Annotated in this window: 11 protein-coding genes and 1 tRNA gene; 6 read left to right on the top strand and 6 right to left on the bottom strand. The window is 64.1% G+C overall.

Features of this window, described 5'->3' with window-relative positions; translation table 11 throughout:
- Positions 1 to 215 precede the first annotated feature (215 nt).
- The 5 genes from IWX77_RS09255 (at position 216) to rplA (ending at position 3017) form a co-directional block, all read left to right on the top strand.
- Positions 216 to 288: transfer RNA gene (locus tag IWX77_RS09255), tRNA-Trp, on the top strand.
- 40 nt (positions 289 to 328) lie between these two features.
- A complete protein-coding gene (gene secE / locus IWX77_RS09250; RefSeq protein WP_196844219.1) occupies positions 329 to 601 on the top strand; it encodes a preprotein translocase subunit SecE in 273 nt (90 codons plus the stop codon).
- Positions 602 to 702: 101 nt separating this feature from the next.
- Positions 703 to 1668: a transcription termination/antitermination protein NusG gene (nusG, locus tag IWX77_RS09245; RefSeq protein WP_196844218.1), complete on the top strand. Its 966-nt coding sequence runs from the start codon at positions 703 to 705 to the stop codon at positions 1666 to 1668.
- Positions 1669 to 1791: 123 nt separating this feature from the next.
- A complete protein-coding gene (gene rplK / locus IWX77_RS09240; protein ID WP_196844217.1) occupies positions 1792 to 2223 on the top strand; it encodes a 50S ribosomal protein L11 in 432 nt (143 codons plus the stop codon).
- Positions 2224 to 2327: 104 nt separating this feature from the next.
- Positions 2328 to 3017 carry a 50S ribosomal protein L1 gene (gene rplA / locus IWX77_RS09235; RefSeq protein ID WP_196844216.1) on the top strand — a complete coding sequence of 230 codons (690 nt, stop codon included), beginning with the start codon at positions 2328 to 2330 and terminating at the stop codon, positions 3015 to 3017.
- A 64-nt stretch (positions 3018 to 3081) separates the two neighbouring features.
- On the opposite strand, the gene IWX77_RS09230 is transcribed toward rplA, so the two are convergent.
- From IWX77_RS09230 to IWX77_RS09210, 5 genes are all read right to left on the bottom strand, one after another.
- The gene (locus IWX77_RS09230; RefSeq protein WP_196844215.1) at positions 3082 to 4584 is read right to left on the bottom strand and encodes an APC family permease; all 1503 of its coding nucleotides are present in this window, start codon (positions 4582 to 4584) and stop codon (positions 3082 to 3084) included.
- Positions 4585 to 4854: 270 nt separating this feature from the next.
- A complete protein-coding gene (locus IWX77_RS09225) occupies positions 4855 to 5589 on the bottom strand; it encodes a hypothetical protein (RefSeq protein WP_196844214.1) in 735 nt (244 codons plus the stop codon).
- Positions 5582 to 6340 (bottom strand): FadR/GntR family transcriptional regulator, encoded by a 759-nt coding sequence (locus IWX77_RS09220; protein ID WP_196844213.1) that lies wholly within the window; start codon positions 6338 to 6340, stop codon positions 5582 to 5584. Before IWX77_RS09220 ends, IWX77_RS09225 begins: the two co-directional genes overlap by 8 nt.
- Positions 6341 to 6374: 34 nt before the next feature.
- The gene (locus IWX77_RS09215; RefSeq protein WP_196844212.1) at positions 6375 to 7295 is read right to left on the bottom strand and encodes an ATP-binding cassette domain-containing protein; all 921 of its coding nucleotides are present in this window, start codon (positions 7293 to 7295) and stop codon (positions 6375 to 6377) included.
- Between the two features lie 289 nt (positions 7296 to 7584).
- Positions 7585 to 9066, bottom strand: coding sequence for a helix-turn-helix transcriptional regulator (locus tag IWX77_RS09210; protein ID WP_196844211.1), 1482 nt, complete (start codon positions 9064 to 9066; stop codon positions 7585 to 7587).
- 263 nt (positions 9067 to 9329) lie between these two features.
- Here IWX77_RS09210 and aceB point away from each other — a divergent pair, with 263 nt between their 5' ends.
- Entirely contained in the window at positions 9330 to 11018 is a 1689-nt protein-coding gene (aceB, locus tag IWX77_RS09205) for a malate synthase A (RefSeq protein ID WP_196844210.1), read from the top strand.
- Between the two features lie 120 nt (positions 11019 to 11138).
- Here the strand turns inward: aceB and IWX77_RS09200 are convergent, their stop codons facing one another.
- The gene (locus IWX77_RS09200) at positions 11139 to 12533 is read right to left on the bottom strand and encodes a cryptochrome/photolyase family protein (RefSeq protein ID WP_196844209.1); all 1395 of its coding nucleotides are present in this window, start codon (positions 12531 to 12533) and stop codon (positions 11139 to 11141) included.
- Between the last annotated feature and the right edge of the window lie 1389 nt (positions 12534 to 13922).

The raw sequence follows: 13922 nt of genomic DNA, 5'->3' as shown, positions 1-13922 counted from the left end.
CTGCTTGTGCCACTCTGCTTGTGCCACTCTGCTTGTGTCAGTCAGGCAGAGAGGTACGGGGCTCATTCAGAGGGCTGACTCGTCTCAGCTTTACAGTGGCCGGTCCGTGACCTAGACTTATTCACGGTAGTTAAATCTGCGATGTTTTTTTGCGCCTTTTTATCAGTGTTCTCTCTTGGTTGAAAGTGGTATCGGCATGGTGGGTTTGCTTCCATAGGGTGGTGGCTCAATTGGTAGAGCAGCGGTCTCCAAAACCGCAGGTTGCAGGTTCGAGTCCTGTCCGCCCTGCACATCGGTAGAAGTCTGCCGATCATGAGAGGTGTGACAGGTGGCCCGAAAAGTTGTCGACGAACCTAGTGAGGAAGTCGTCGCGAACGCACGAATGGCCCGCGAATCCAATCGCGGTCCTTTCGCTCGGTTGTCCCTGTTTATCAAGCAGGTTTTTGCCGAACTGCGCAAGGTCGTCACCCCGACTCGTAAAGAGCTACTGAGCTATACCGGCGTCGTGCTCGTGTTCGTGATCATCATGATGGCCATCGTGTCGGCATTCGACTGGGTCTTCGGCCTCGCCGTCCTTTATGTGTTCGGAACGCCAGGTTAGAGCGCAGTACCGGCATCCGCTTTGGCGGAACGCCTGCATCACCGGCATGGAAGCACGCCCAGACAACTTGCACACGTAGACAAATTAGGGATTGAGATTTAGTGACTGAGACGAAGCACGACGATGTCGACTGGGCCACTGCCGCCGAGCAGTCCTCCGAGGAAGACGAGGCGCAGGAAGGCAACACCCTCGCCGCCGCCGAAGACTCCGTAGAGGCCGCCGAGCAGGCCGCCCTGCACGTCATCGACGAGAACGACGATGTTGAGGTCAACCTCGACGCCGCACTCGACGCCCTCGCCGAGTCCTCCGATCCCGAAGCTGACGCTGTTGTCGATGATGCCCTCGACATCGATTCGGCCGAAGAGGCCGACGCCTCCGTCGAAGCCGTTGAAGATGAAGACGAGCTCGGTACCGACGAGACCGCTGCTGCTGAAGCGGATGCCGACGTCGAGGTCGACCCCTATGAAACCTTCCGCAAGGAACTGCGCTTTCTGCCGGGCAAGTGGTATGTCATTCACTCCTACGCCGGCTTCGAGCGGCGCGTGAAGTCGAACATTGAGAACCGCAAGCAGTCGATGGCGATGGAAGACTTCATCTACCAGTGCGAAGTTCCCATGGAAGATGTCGTCGAGATCAAGAACGGCCAGCGCAAGATGGTCACCCGCGTGCGCATTCCCGGCTACGTGCTCGTGCGCATGGACCTCGACGAAGACAGCTGGTCGGTTGTTCGCCACACCCCCGGCGTGACCGGCTTCGTCGGCAACGCCCACAACCCGACGCCACTGCGTTTCGAAGAGGCCTTCGGCATGCTCAAGGGACTCGTTGAGATCGTCGAAGCCCCGACCAAGGCTGGCGGCGCTCCCGGAAAGTCGGCACAGCGCGTCATCGCTGCCGAGGTCGACTACGAAATCGGCGAGACCATCACGATCAAGGAAGGCTCGTTTGCGGGCCTGCCCGGCTCGATCAGCGAGATCAAGCCGGAGAGCGGCAAGCTCATCGTGCTCGTGTCCCTGTTCGAGCGTGAGACCCCGGTCGAGCTCAGCTTCGACCAGGTCACCAAGCTCTGACCAGTAGAATAAAGGCCCCGCAAGGGTCATCCACACTGGTTCTACCCAAACCACCGGGGCCCATCCGGGCCACCGGGAGAGCGGCCTCCGGGCTGCTCGCACATCAATACGAAGGACAACACAATGGCACCGAAGAAGAAGGTTACAGGTCTGATCAAGCTTCAGATCAAGGCCGGCGCAGCCAACCCCGCACCGCCCATCGGGCCGGCACTGGGTCAGCACGGCGTAAACATCATGGAATTCTGCAAGGCCTACAATGCAGCGACCGAAGCCCAGCGCGGCAACGTCATCCCCGTCGAGATCACCGTCTACGACGACCGTTCGTTCACGTTCATCCTGAAGACCCCACCCGCAGCGGAGCTCATCAAGAAGGCTGCCGGCGTCGCCAAGGGCAGCGGAACCCCGCACACCGTCAAGGTCGCCAACCTCACCCAGGCCCAGGTTCGCGAGATCGCCGAAACGAAGATGGTTGACCTCAACGCCAACGACGTCGACGCGGCTGCGAAGATCATCGCTGGAACCGCCCGCTCCATGGGCATCACGGTCAGCGCCTGAGCACACCCCGCTTCGGCGCCACACGGCGCCGCGCACCCTTAGCAATTGGTGGAAGAGCCTGCCAGGTTCGCACCACACTCTGAAGTACACACAGGAGATCTAACATGGCAACCAAGTCAAAGGCGTACCGCGCCTCCGCCGCGAAAATCGGCGAAGACAACGTCTTCACCCCCGCCGAGGCCGTGGCCCTGGCCAAGGAGACCGGCTCCGCGAAGTTCAACTCCACGGTTGAGGTCGCCCTCCGCCTCGGAGTCGACCCCCGCAAGGCCGACCAGATGGTTCGTGGAACCGTCATCCTCCCGCACGGCACCGGCCGGACCGCCCGCGTCATCGTCTTCGCGACCGGCCCCGCCGCCGAAGCCGCTATCGCAGCCGGCGCCGACGAGGTTGGTGGCGACGAGCTCATCGAGAAGGTCGCCGCTGGTTACACCTCGTTCGACTCCGCTGTCTCCACCCCCGAGCTCATGGGTAAGGTCGGTCGTCTCGGGAAGGTCCTCGGCCCGCGTGGCCTCATGCCCAACCCGAAGACCGGAACCGTGACGCCTGACGTTGCCAAGGCTGTGTCCGACATCAAGGGTGGAAAGATCGAGTTCCGCGTCGACAAGCACTCCAACGTGCACTTCGTCGTTGGCAAGGCTTCCTTCTCCGTCGAGCAGCTGGGCGAGAACATCTCCGCAGCACTCGAAGAGATCGTTCGCCTCAAGCCGAGCTCGTCCAAGGGCCGTTACATCACGAAGGGCGTCGTCTCGACCACCTTCGGTCCTGGCATCCCGCTCGATGTGAACAGCATCTAGGCATCCGCTCAAAAGAAGCAGGGCTCGTCTTCGGACGGGCCCTGCTTCTTTTGAGGGTGATGGGCTAACGGTCGGGGTGTGCTCGGAGTAGGGCGGCGACCTCGATCGCGTCACCCTCGGGAGCCAGCGACTTGCGGTCGGGCCTCGCAATGACCAGGTAGAGCAGTCCGCTACCCATGACGACGAAGAGGCCGATCAGTACGATGTAGTCGCTGAAGAATTCTCCGCTGGAGCCTGGCACGGCGAGCAGTACCATGGCGAAGATGCCATAGGCCAGGGCGAGCACGTTGACCACGAAGCCGGCACGGCCGAGGCTGAACGGGCCGGCGGGTTTCCAGCCCTTGATGCGCTGGCGCAGGGCGGCCAGCACCACGGACTGGAACGCCACATAGATTCCGATGACGGCGAACGAGGTGATCTGGGTTAGCACCTGGTCGCTGCCCACGTAGATGATTAGACAGAGCAGCACGGGAATCGAGCAGGACACGATGAGTGCGTTGGTCGGCACGGCGGTGCGCGGCGACACCGTGGCCAGCCACGTGTGTCCCGGAACCATGCCGTCGCGAGCGAACGAGAACAGCAAGCGACTGGCCGCGGCCTGCAAGCTGAGCACGCACGACAAGAAGGCGGTGAGGGCGACGACGAGAAAGATCTTGGCGCCGACCGGGCCGAGCGCGGCGTCCAGAATGGCTGGGATCGGGTCCGTGTCGACTCCGTCGACGATGTCCTGCAGGTTCGGTGCGGCCATCACGTATCCGCCGAACGAGAGCAGGGCCGAGATTCCGCCCACAAAGATCGTCAGAATCATGGCGCGGGGTATGCCGCGGGCGGGGTTCTCCACTTCTTCGGCCACATCGCCGCAGGCTTCGAAGCCGTAAAACAGGAACAGCCCGGTCAATGCCGCCCCCAGGAAAGCAGTGGCGTAGCTGCCGTTGCCCTGAACGCCCATCGTGTTGAAGAACACGCTGAACTCCTGGTGGCGCTGAAAGATGAGCAGGTACAGTCCCACCGCCACCACACCGATGAGCTCGGCGGCGAGCCCGATTCTGGCCACCCGTGCGAGCGTCCTGGTGCCCGAGAAGTTGAGGGCGAACGCGACCACGAGAAACGCAATCGAGAGGCCCAGGGCGACTTCCTTGGTGGCCGGGGCGTTGATCAGGCTGGCTAGAAACACGGTGCCGAACTCGGCGACGGCGGTAATGGTGACGAGCATCGCCCAGATGTAGACCCAGGCCGCCATCCACGCGTACCGCTTGCCCCACAGGCGCCGCGTCCACGGGTAGATACCGCCCGCTATCGGGTACTGCGACACGACCTCACCGAACACGAGCGCCACCAGCAATTGCCCGGTGCCCACAATGAACAGCCAGAACAGTGACGGTGGCCCACCCGTGCTCATGGCGAGGGCGAACAGCGAGTACACACCGACGAGCGGCGACAGGTAGGTGAACCCGAGGGCAAAGGTGGCCCACAGCGACATGGACCGGTGGAACGAGTCGTCGTAGCCGAGCACCTTCAGGTGGTCGCCGTCACCGATACCCTTCTTGTTGGAAGCCTCAACGGACATGATGCCCTTTCAATCCGAAAGAAACGCCTCCCACCCGGCGGTACACGTCAATGTGTGAGCCCAACGTAGCGGATGCCGGCACCCAAAGCTATAGAACCGGATGATTACTTCCCAAAGCTTGTCCCGGTTGAATTAGCGGCGTCGGGCCTGATCGAAATCGTCAGCGTACCCCAGCAACAGAAGTGGTCTGCCCCCAGGTCCCAAAGGCCGCCTGAGGCAAGAGGGGAGGCCCTACCGCGTTGATACCGTCAACCATCCGGAATGCAGTCTTTATGTTTGGGACGGGTGGGCGGGGCTCGCGATCACCAGATCGACCCCCGGGCAGGCGGCCCGGTTGTAGCCGGTGAGCGGATGCCCCGGCCCGGCCAGCATGTCTCCCACGGGGCGCGTCGGGTCGGTCGACACCACGATCCGGCCGACGTCGTTGAGCAGCAGCATCGGCCCGTCGGCGGCGAGCAACAGCGGTAGCAGCACCTGTTCCAGGCGCTTGACCGCGACATCGGCTCCCACCACACCCACCATCGGCGCGTCCTCCCCGATGCGCACCGGCATGGTCAGGGTGAAAATATACTCGCAGGTGCAGAGGTGGTCCACGTAGGGCCCGGTGACGTGCGTCTGGTTGGTGGACTGCGGCACCTGGTCCCACTCCAGGGTGCGAAAATTGCGCACGTAGTCGGCATAGGCGCGGGTGGCGAGGTCGAGGCGTGTGGCGGAGCTGCTGCTGCCGAGCAACGGGTTGCCGCCCTGCGGGCCCAGCCACCAGGCGAAGTGGATGTCCCGGCCGCGCACATAGCCGGGTGCGGCGATGAATCCGGCGCCGACGAACAGCGGGCTCGAGTCGGTCAGGGCTGGACGTGCCAACCCTTCGACACGGGCATCGAGGTCGGCCGGCCGCACGGTGGGGTCGCCGCCGGCTAGGTCGTCGCGCCAACCATCGAGCTCGGCGAAGGCGCCCGCGAAGAACGCGCCCACCGCAGCAGCGCAATCGGTCATGGTCTCAGTCATCCCAGGCTCCGCCTCGTTCGATTCTGGCTTTCGCATTCATCAGCCATTCGGCAAGGTTGCGCACCTGCTCGGTTGAGAGCTGCCGCGCCGATGCCGCGTCGTTTGCACGCACAGCCCCGACGATGGCCCGGTTACTCTCCACGAGCGACAGCCGGGCGCGGGCATCGGTCATTCCGAGCAGCAGCAGTGGGCCGAACTCGGCTTGCAGCCGAATGAGCTCCCGCACGAGTCGGGCGGACTGGCTGAGCACGGCCAGCTCCAGATAGAAGCCGCCCGCGCTGGTGCGGGCGCCGGCGATCGTCGTAAACTCAGCATCGCGCAGCCACCGATCGAGGCGGTCGGAGTCGGGTGGGGAGGCGCGCACCGCGGCGCGTTGGGCGCACCCTTCCACGATGGTGGCGAAGTAGACGGCCATGTCGGAGAGGTCGACCTGGGCGAGACCGTGGAGCCGGGCCTGCACGAGGGTGCTGTGCGGGGCATCCGCTTTCATCACGAAACTGCCGCCGCCGCGCCCGCGCCGGGTTTCGACCAGGCCAGCATCGCGCAGCACAGCCAGTCCCTCGCGCACCGTGACCAGGGCCACGCCGAAGCGGCGGGCCAGGTCGGATTCGCTTGGCAGGCGTTCGTCAGGGGCGAGGACGCCGAGAATGATCGCATCGGTGAGGCGGGCAGTTACCTGCTCGGTGCGGCCGGCGTCGACGAGCTGCGCGAATATCGCGTCGCGGGCGCCCGGTCGGTTGTTCGCCTCCATGCGCCCAATCTACAAGGCCGGGCTGCCCAGCCGTTCATTCATTCTCTGCCGCGTACAGGAGCTCGAGGGTGTACGGATGCCGGGGTGAGCCGAAGAGGTCAGTGACCGAAGCATATTCCACAATCGCACCGGCTCGCACAACGGCGACCCGATGGCAGATCAGCGCCGCCACGCTGACTGAGCCGGTCACGATGATCATCGTCAGCTCGCGCTCGCGCTGCAACTGGCGCAGCAGATCGAGAATGTCGGAGCCGTCCGACGCATTCAGGTTGTCCGTCGGGTTGTCGGCCACGATCAGGTTCGCGTTCCCGGCGAGGGCAATGGCAATGTGCACCCGTCGCGCCAGCGTCGCCGATACGTCGCGCGGGTATGCGGTGAACGTGTGTTCGGGCTTGTCGACACCGACTTGGCGCAGCAACTCCAACGAACGCTCGTAGGCCGCCGGTTTCGACATGCCCAACGAGGAACGCAGCGCTGCCGACAGCTGTGTTCCCACAGTAACGGCCGGGTCAAGGCCGCCCAGTGGGGTTCTCGGCAGGTAGGCGACCTGGGCATCTCGCAACCGTGAGACCGAGCGTTGGGGTAGCCCAACGAGTTCGACGCCGTCGAAGAGAATCGATCCGGAACGAATTGTCGCCGGAGCGGGAAGCACGCCGGCGATGCACTGCGCGACTTCGAGCGCGCCGGAGTCGCCGTCGCCGACCAGCCCGATCACCTCACCACGCGTGATCGAGAGGGAGATCCCAGCAACCAGCTGTGGGGTGTCCGCGTGGGCGGCCGCCGTGACGTGCAGGCCCCGTACGTCGAGCAGCGTCGCTGAGCGAAACCAGTGTGACGGCATGGGCGCGGTCGACGTGGCGGCTGCGGACGGCTCGATCTGCTCGTGCGGCTCGGTCATCGAGGCTTCTGCCGAGGGGATTCCTGCGCGCACGGCGCGATTGATACGACGAAACACATCGCGAGCGTCATACATGGCCAGCCCGCATTTCGGTAGGTTGAGAGAGCGGCGACACGTGGGACGAGCCCGGCCGACAGTTTCTGGTGCGTGGTACCGCACAAGGGCAACCCGACCGGCGGCACTTTCGCGTGATATTTATATTAGCGAAAACTATTGCCTACAACGTACCGGTTTGTTTTTCGAGAGCGGATGCGATGATCACGCGACTCGTGCACGTCTCGTGCGCGTTCCGTGGACGTTGCTGAAACAGAACTGCACCACGAAATCAGCCGCAACGGTCGACGGGTCAGCGCGGCGAGTGGGCCTCGAGAAACTCGTACACCTCGGTCTGGTCGACGCCGGGAAAAGTGCCGGTGGGCAGCGCGGCGAGCAGACTCGTGGGGGTGCGCGCGGCCGGCCAGGACTGTCCGGCCCAGCGACCGGCGAGGTTGTCGGGCGCGCGGCGGCAACAGGATTCGTCGGGGCAGAGTGAGACGGCCCGGTTCGCGGTCTCCCTACCCCGAAACCATTTCACGTGCGCGAACGGCACACCCACGCTCACCGAATACTCGCCCTCCTTGGCCTTCTCGATGCGGGAAGTGCACCAGAAACTTCCGGCTGGCATGTCGGTGTACTGGTACCAGGCGCTGAAACGGTCCTCGACGTCGAATACGGTGCGGGCCGTCCAGCTGCGGCAGACCGTGGTGCCCTCCACCGCGCCGAGCGCGTCGCTGGGAAAACGCACATTGTCGTTTTCATACGCCTTGATGATCGTGCCGGACTCGTGCACCTTCATGAAGTGCACGGGGATGTCCAGCCGGGCCGTGGCGAGGTTGGTGAAGCGGTGCGCGGCCGTCTCGTACGAGACCGCGAACGCGTCGCGGAGGTCCTCCATCGAGATGCGTCGCAGGGTCTTCGCCTCGGTCAGCATGCGCACTGCGTCACGTTCCGGCAACAGAATTGCTGCGGTCAGATAATTGGTTTCCACGCGCTGGCGCAGAAATTCGGCGTAATTTTTGGGCTCCTCGTGCGCGCAGAGGTGGCTTGCGAATGCTTGCACGATCGGCGAGCGGGAATCCCGCGACGCCGATCGCTCGGTCGGCAGGTAGATGCGCCCGTTGCGTTTGTCGGTGACCGATCGGGTGGAGTGCGGCAAGTCGTTCACGTAGTGCAGCGAGAAACCCAGGTGGGTGGCCATGTCGGCGACGAGCTGTTGTGACACCGGGCCACCGGAGTGCCCGACCGCGGTGAGCAGTTCGAGGGCCTGCGCCTCCAACTCGGGAAAGTAGTTGTCTTGTTGGCGCATGATCTGGCGCAGGGCAGAATTTGCCCGGCGGGCCTCTTCCGGGGTGGCCGCGCGTTCCCGGTTGAGTCGGTCGATTTCGTTGTGCAGGCTCAGGATGGTCTGCAGGGTTTCGTCGCTCTGGCCCTTGCTCACCCGGATGCGGGGAAGGCCGAGGGCCTGAAACACCGGTCCGCGCTGGGCACGTTCAACCGAGATTTCCAGGGCGGCCCGCTCGGAGGGAGCATCCGTTCTCATCAGTTCCTCGACGGTGGTGCCGAGCGCGAGCGCGATCGTGCGCAGCATCGACAGGCGTGGTTCGCGTTTGCCGTTCTCCATCATCGATACCTGCGAGGGCGCGCGGTCGATTGCAGCGGCGAGGGCATCGAGGGTCATGCGCCGCGCGGTGCGCAGCTCCCGGATGCGACGCCCCAGAGTGAGTGCGTCGAGCTCGGGCTCATCGGCAGCGAGGGTGGACAGTGCGGCAAGGGCTTCAGCGGGAACCATAGGCTCAGTGTCACACGTTTGAAAAGTTTCCACAATCAGAAGAATGGGATTTATTCTGCTTCCGGATTGTGGTTTTGCCGGCACGGACCGGGCAGAGTAGAAGCACAGGCAAGCACCGACTGTCGAATGACGATCGTATCCACCCTCGCGCTCGTCGGCAGACCGAATGAGATCAGCTCTACCCCCTCCGCCTGAGATCGGGCGAACCGCTCCGTGCGGGTCACCCCCTGTCGGTACCATCAACTTTCGCAAGGAGCCAGACCATGAATACCCCGAATCCGACCATCGATCAGCCGGTCGCCTCCGTGCCGACCAACACCGAAACCGTGAAAGCGACCACCGGAAGCTTCGCCACCATTCGCCCGCACCTCGAGGTCACCGGACCGCTCGGCGATCGCTACGACGAGATCCTCACGCCCGACGCCCTCGAATTTCTCGCCGAACTGCACGAGCGTTTCGCCGGCACCCGGCACGACCTGCTCGCTGCCCGGCTGCAGACACGAGTGGATGCCGCTAACGGTCGCGACCCCAAATTTCTCAGCGTTACCGAGAGCATCCGTCTCGATCCCACGTGGAGTGTTGCGGGAGCCGGACCGGGCCTGGAGGATCGCCGGGTGGAGATCACCGGTCCGACCGACCGCAAGATGGCCATCAACGCGCTCAACTCGAGCGCCAAGGTGTGGCTCGCCGACCAGGAAGACGCCACGAGCCCGACCTGGACCAACGTGATCGAGGGCCAGCTGACCCTGTTCGACCAGGTGCGCGGCCAGCTCAGCTTCACGAGCCCCGAGGGCAAGAAGTACGAGATCACGAACGAGTCGACGCCGACCATCGTGGTGCGTCCGCGCGGCTGGCACCTCGTCGAAAAGCACATCACGTTCATCGACCGCGCCAACCGCCGCATGAAGTCTTCGGGCAGCCTGATCGACTTCGGCCTGTACTTCTTCCACAACGCGCAGAAGCTCATCGAAAACGGCACCGGCCCGTACTTCTACCTGGCCAAGCTCGAGAGCCATAAAGAGTCACGGCTGTGGAACGACATCTTTACCTACGCCGAAGAGCGTCTGGGCATCGAATACGGCACGATCCGTGCCACGGTACTGATCGAGACGATCCAGGCCGGCTTTGAGATGGAAGAAATTCTCTACGAACTGCGCGACCACTGCGCCGGCCTCAACGCGGGACGCTGGGACTACATCTTCAGCATCATCAAGACGTTCCGTGCCCGCGGCAGCCGTTTCGTTTTTCCCGACCGCAAGCAGATCACCATGACGGTGCCGTTCATGCGTGCCTACACGGAACTGCTCGTCGCCACCTGTCACCGTCGCGGAGCCTTCGCCATCGGCGGCATGAGCGCCTTCATCCCCAACCGCCGCGACCCGGCGGTCACCGAGCAGGCGCTCGCCCAGGTTGCGGCCGACAAAAGGCGTGAGGCCACCGACGGCTTCGACGGTTCCTGGGTCGCGCACCCCGACCTGATCCCGACCGCGCAGGCCGAGTTCGACAAGGTGCTCGGCGATCGGCCGAATCAACTCGAGCGCACCCGTCCCGAGGTGAGTGTGACCGCCGCCGAATTGCTCGACGTCGCTTCCGTCGGCGGTCAGATCACCGAGGCCGGCGTACGCGGCAACGTGCTCATCTCCCTGCGCTACATCGAGTCCTGGCTGCGCGGCGTGGGCGCGGCGGCGATCGACAACCTGATGGAGGACGCCGCCACCGCGGAGATCTCCCGTTCGCAGCTCTGGCAGTGGATCCACGAGAACTCGGTCACCGCGGAGGGACGCCGGATTGACTCCGACTGGGTCGAAGAGGTGCTCGACGAGGTCGTCGACGGCCTCGAACGCACGCCCACCGACCGCTTCGACGACGCCCTCACGGTACTGCGCACCTCGGCTCTCGAGCCAGAGTTCCCGACCTTCCTCACTGTCGGCGCGTACGCCCGCTTCTTCTAAATGGTCTGCTAGTTCCGCGAGAGCGGGCACACGGTTGTTTCCGCCCCGGCGTCATCACAGGGGCGATCCAACTGTTTGCCCGTTCTTTCGTGTCGGGTGTTCAGCGTCGGATGTTTAGTGTCAAACGGTCGTGTTTTTGACTCGTTCGTAGGCGGCCAGGGCGGCGCGGCGAGTCTCGCCCAGGTCCACGAGTCGCGCGGGGTAGGCATCCGTGCCGTACTCGGGTACGTTCTCGCGAATGTACTGCTCCTGGGGGTCGAACTTGGCAGCCTGCAGCTCGGGATTGAACACGCGAAAGTAGGGCGCAGCATCCGCCCCGCTGCCCGCGACCCACTGCCAGCCGAAGGGGTTGCTGGCCGGGTCGGCGTCGACGAGCGTGTCCCAGAACCAACGTTCACCCTCACGCCAGTCGATCAGCAGGTTCTTGATCAGAAACGATGCGGCGACCATGCGCACCCGATTGTGCATGCTGCCGGTGCGCCACAGCTCACGCATTCCAGCGTCGACGAGTGCGAAGCCGGTGCGCCCGTGTTGCCAGGCCTTGAGGGCCTGCGGGTCGAGCTCAGGCCAGGGGAACGCGTCGAAGGCCGGGCGCAGGTTCGCGGTGGCCAGATCGGGCGCGTGAAAGAGCACGTGGTAGGCGAACTCACGCCAGCCGAGTTCGGTGAGAAAGCGGATGCCGCTGGCCGCGGCCGATCCGGACGCCCCGCGTTGCACCTTCTGAGTGGCGTGCCAGACCTGGTACGGACTGATCTCGCCCCAGCGCAGGTGCGGAGACAGCCGTGACGTGACATTCCGGGCCGGTTCGTCGCGCCGGGAGGCGTAGTCGGACAATGACGTGGCGAGAAAACGGTCGAGCGCTGCCTGCGCAGCGATTTCGCCGGGGGTCCAGTTCTCACGCAGACCGGCGGCCCGGTCCGGCGCGGTCGGGGAGAGCGCCCAGGTGTCGAGCTCGTCAGAATTGACAACGCCGTCCCAGGGCGCGATGGCGGTGGGCGCGGGCACGGGTGGCCGGGGCGGGGCGGCCGCCAGGCAGGATCGCCAGAACGGTGTGAACACCGAGTACGGGCCGCCCTGCCCGGTTTGGATGGTCCACGGTTCAAACAGGAGCGACCCGGCGAAGCTGTGTGCGTCGATTCCGCGAGCCTGCATTGCGGACTTGATGCGCGTGTCGACGGCACGCTCAGCGGCGCCGTACCGGCGATTCCAGACGACGGCGGCGGCATCCGTCTCATGGACCAGCTCGTCGATGACCCGGTCGGCGGGGCCGCGTCGCAGTACCAGCCGAGACCCGAGCAACTCAAGCGAGGTGGCGAGCGACCGCAGGCTCTGGTCGAGCCACCACCGTGCCGCAGCTCCGAGGGGGCGGATACCGGCAGATTCCTCGTCGAGCACGTACACCGCGACGATCGGCCGGTTCAGCTCGAGCGCCGCGTGCAGGGCGGGATGGTCGCCGAGACGCAGGTCGTCACGAAACCAGACGACGGCGGGCTGGTGGCCGGGCGGGTTGCTCATCGTGGTGCATCCGCTTTGAGGTGCGGTGATCTGGCGCTCATACGATTTCCCCTCGTTTCGGTCCAGTCTGGTGCACGCATTCAAATAGACCAATTCTGAAGTAGAAAGGTCGGTCTAGTTGTCAGGGTGATTTTGTTTGCGAATGTCAGAACAGGCTACTTGCTCTATTCATACCCGGTGTATCTGCGGATTCCGTCGCAAAACATGCACATGAGTGTCAAGTCTGGCAATTCGGCCGAAATGCAGCCGTGCCCTTTTCTGGGGGGCTTGCTGGGACAGACAAATCTGTCTGTACCAGCCGGCATTCGTAATGCGGATGGAGATGCAGCCCCTGCGAAGTTCTTATTTCAGAGCGCAGCCCGACCCACACAGATCTGCCAGCCGAAATACGGCCTGCGATGGACGACATCCAAAGACCGCTGTCTCGATAGGGACTTTTCATGAACAAGCTCATTGTTGGTGCAATCGCTGGTGCAATCGCTGGTGCAATCGCTGGTACTGCAGGCCTCACGCTTCTTCCGGGCGACGCCGGAACATTTGCGCTGTGGAATTCGGCCGCTGCCGTGACCGGCGGCGTGGGTATCTTCGTACCCCAAGGCACCGCTGGTAAATCGCTCGGTCTGCAAACCTGCAACTCGACGGCAGCGCTGCAACAATTCACACTGACGGCGCTTTACTGGCGGCGCTTCACTGACGGCGCTTTCCTGACCGTGATTGGCTGGAAAACGGCCACGCGCCAGGGGGCGCCCGCCTTCGTCGTGGGTGCGGTGCTCGTAGTGTCCTTGGGCGGCCCCGGCCGGGGCCGCCCCGCAGGAAGTCCTCGTTTTCAGCACCCGAGACGACGCGATCGTCTCTGCCGCACACCAGCGCCGAGAACGCCGGCCTGGCTCTGCTGTGGGCGGGGCTGCTGGTTGGCGGTGGACTGTGGCTCGTGTCGACTGTGGCTCGTGTCGACTGTGGCTCGTGTCGACCCGGCGCTCTCGCCTGCACCGACGGTCATGACGGCGTCGCTTGGCGCTGACCCGGCCACGCCGGAGGTGCCGACGGTCAAAAAAGTGTCTGTTGCACTACATCGGACTCGCGGTGAGCGCTGCCATCCTCTCGCTGGTTCTCCCGCTGGTTCACCCGCTGGTTCTCGCGCTGGCCGCCATCGTGATTGGCGTCCCCGAGGTCACCGGAGCCATTCCACTGACCGTGTTGACAAGATCGATGAAGCCGCGCCGACTGCCGGGAACACTGAGTGTGGTGGGGCCGGTGAACCCCGATGTTCTCGTGATCGGAGACGTCGCCACCGGCCAAACACCCGGGCCAGCCCGGAGTGATCACTCACCGCATCGTCGCTGTCTTGTCGAACCTGATGGCACTCGGTCGTTTCAATTCCGAGGGGAC

The sequence above is a fragment of the Cryobacterium sp. CAN_C2 genome (genome assembly GCF_015751745.1).
Lineage (GTDB): Bacteria > Actinomycetota > Actinomycetes > Actinomycetales > Microbacteriaceae > Cryobacterium.
Note: the sequence above shows the minus strand (reverse complement) of the source record. Positions and strands in the feature narration are given on the sequence as shown.

Coding starts and splice junctions, on each gene's coding strand:
- rplK (WP_196844217.1), top strand. CDS start 1,792: ATGGCACCGAAGAAGAAGGTTACAGGTCTGATCAAGCTTCAGATCAAG.
- rplA (WP_196844216.1), top strand. CDS start 2,328: ATGGCAACCAAGTCAAAGGCGTACCGCGCCTCCGCCGCGAAAATCGGC.
- IWX77_RS09230 (WP_196844215.1), bottom strand. CDS start 4,584: ATGTCCGTTGAGGCTTCCAACAAGAAGGGTATCGGTGACGGCGACCAC.
- IWX77_RS09225 (WP_196844214.1), bottom strand. CDS start 5,589: ATGACTGAGACCATGACCGATTGCGCTGCTGCGGTGGGCGCGTTCTTC.
- IWX77_RS09220 (WP_196844213.1), bottom strand. CDS start 6,340: ATGGAGGCGAACAACCGACCGGGCGCCCGCGACGCGATATTCGCGCAG.
- IWX77_RS09210 (WP_196844211.1), bottom strand. CDS start 9,066: ATGGTTCCCGCTGAAGCCCTTGCCGCACTGTCCACCCTCGCTGCCGAT.
- aceB (WP_196844210.1), top strand. CDS start 9,330: ATGAATACCCCGAATCCGACCATCGATCAGCCGGTCGCCTCCGTGCCG.
- IWX77_RS09200 (WP_196844209.1), bottom strand. CDS start 12,533: ATGAGCAACCCGCCCGGCCACCAGCCCGCCGTCGTCTGGTTTCGTGAC.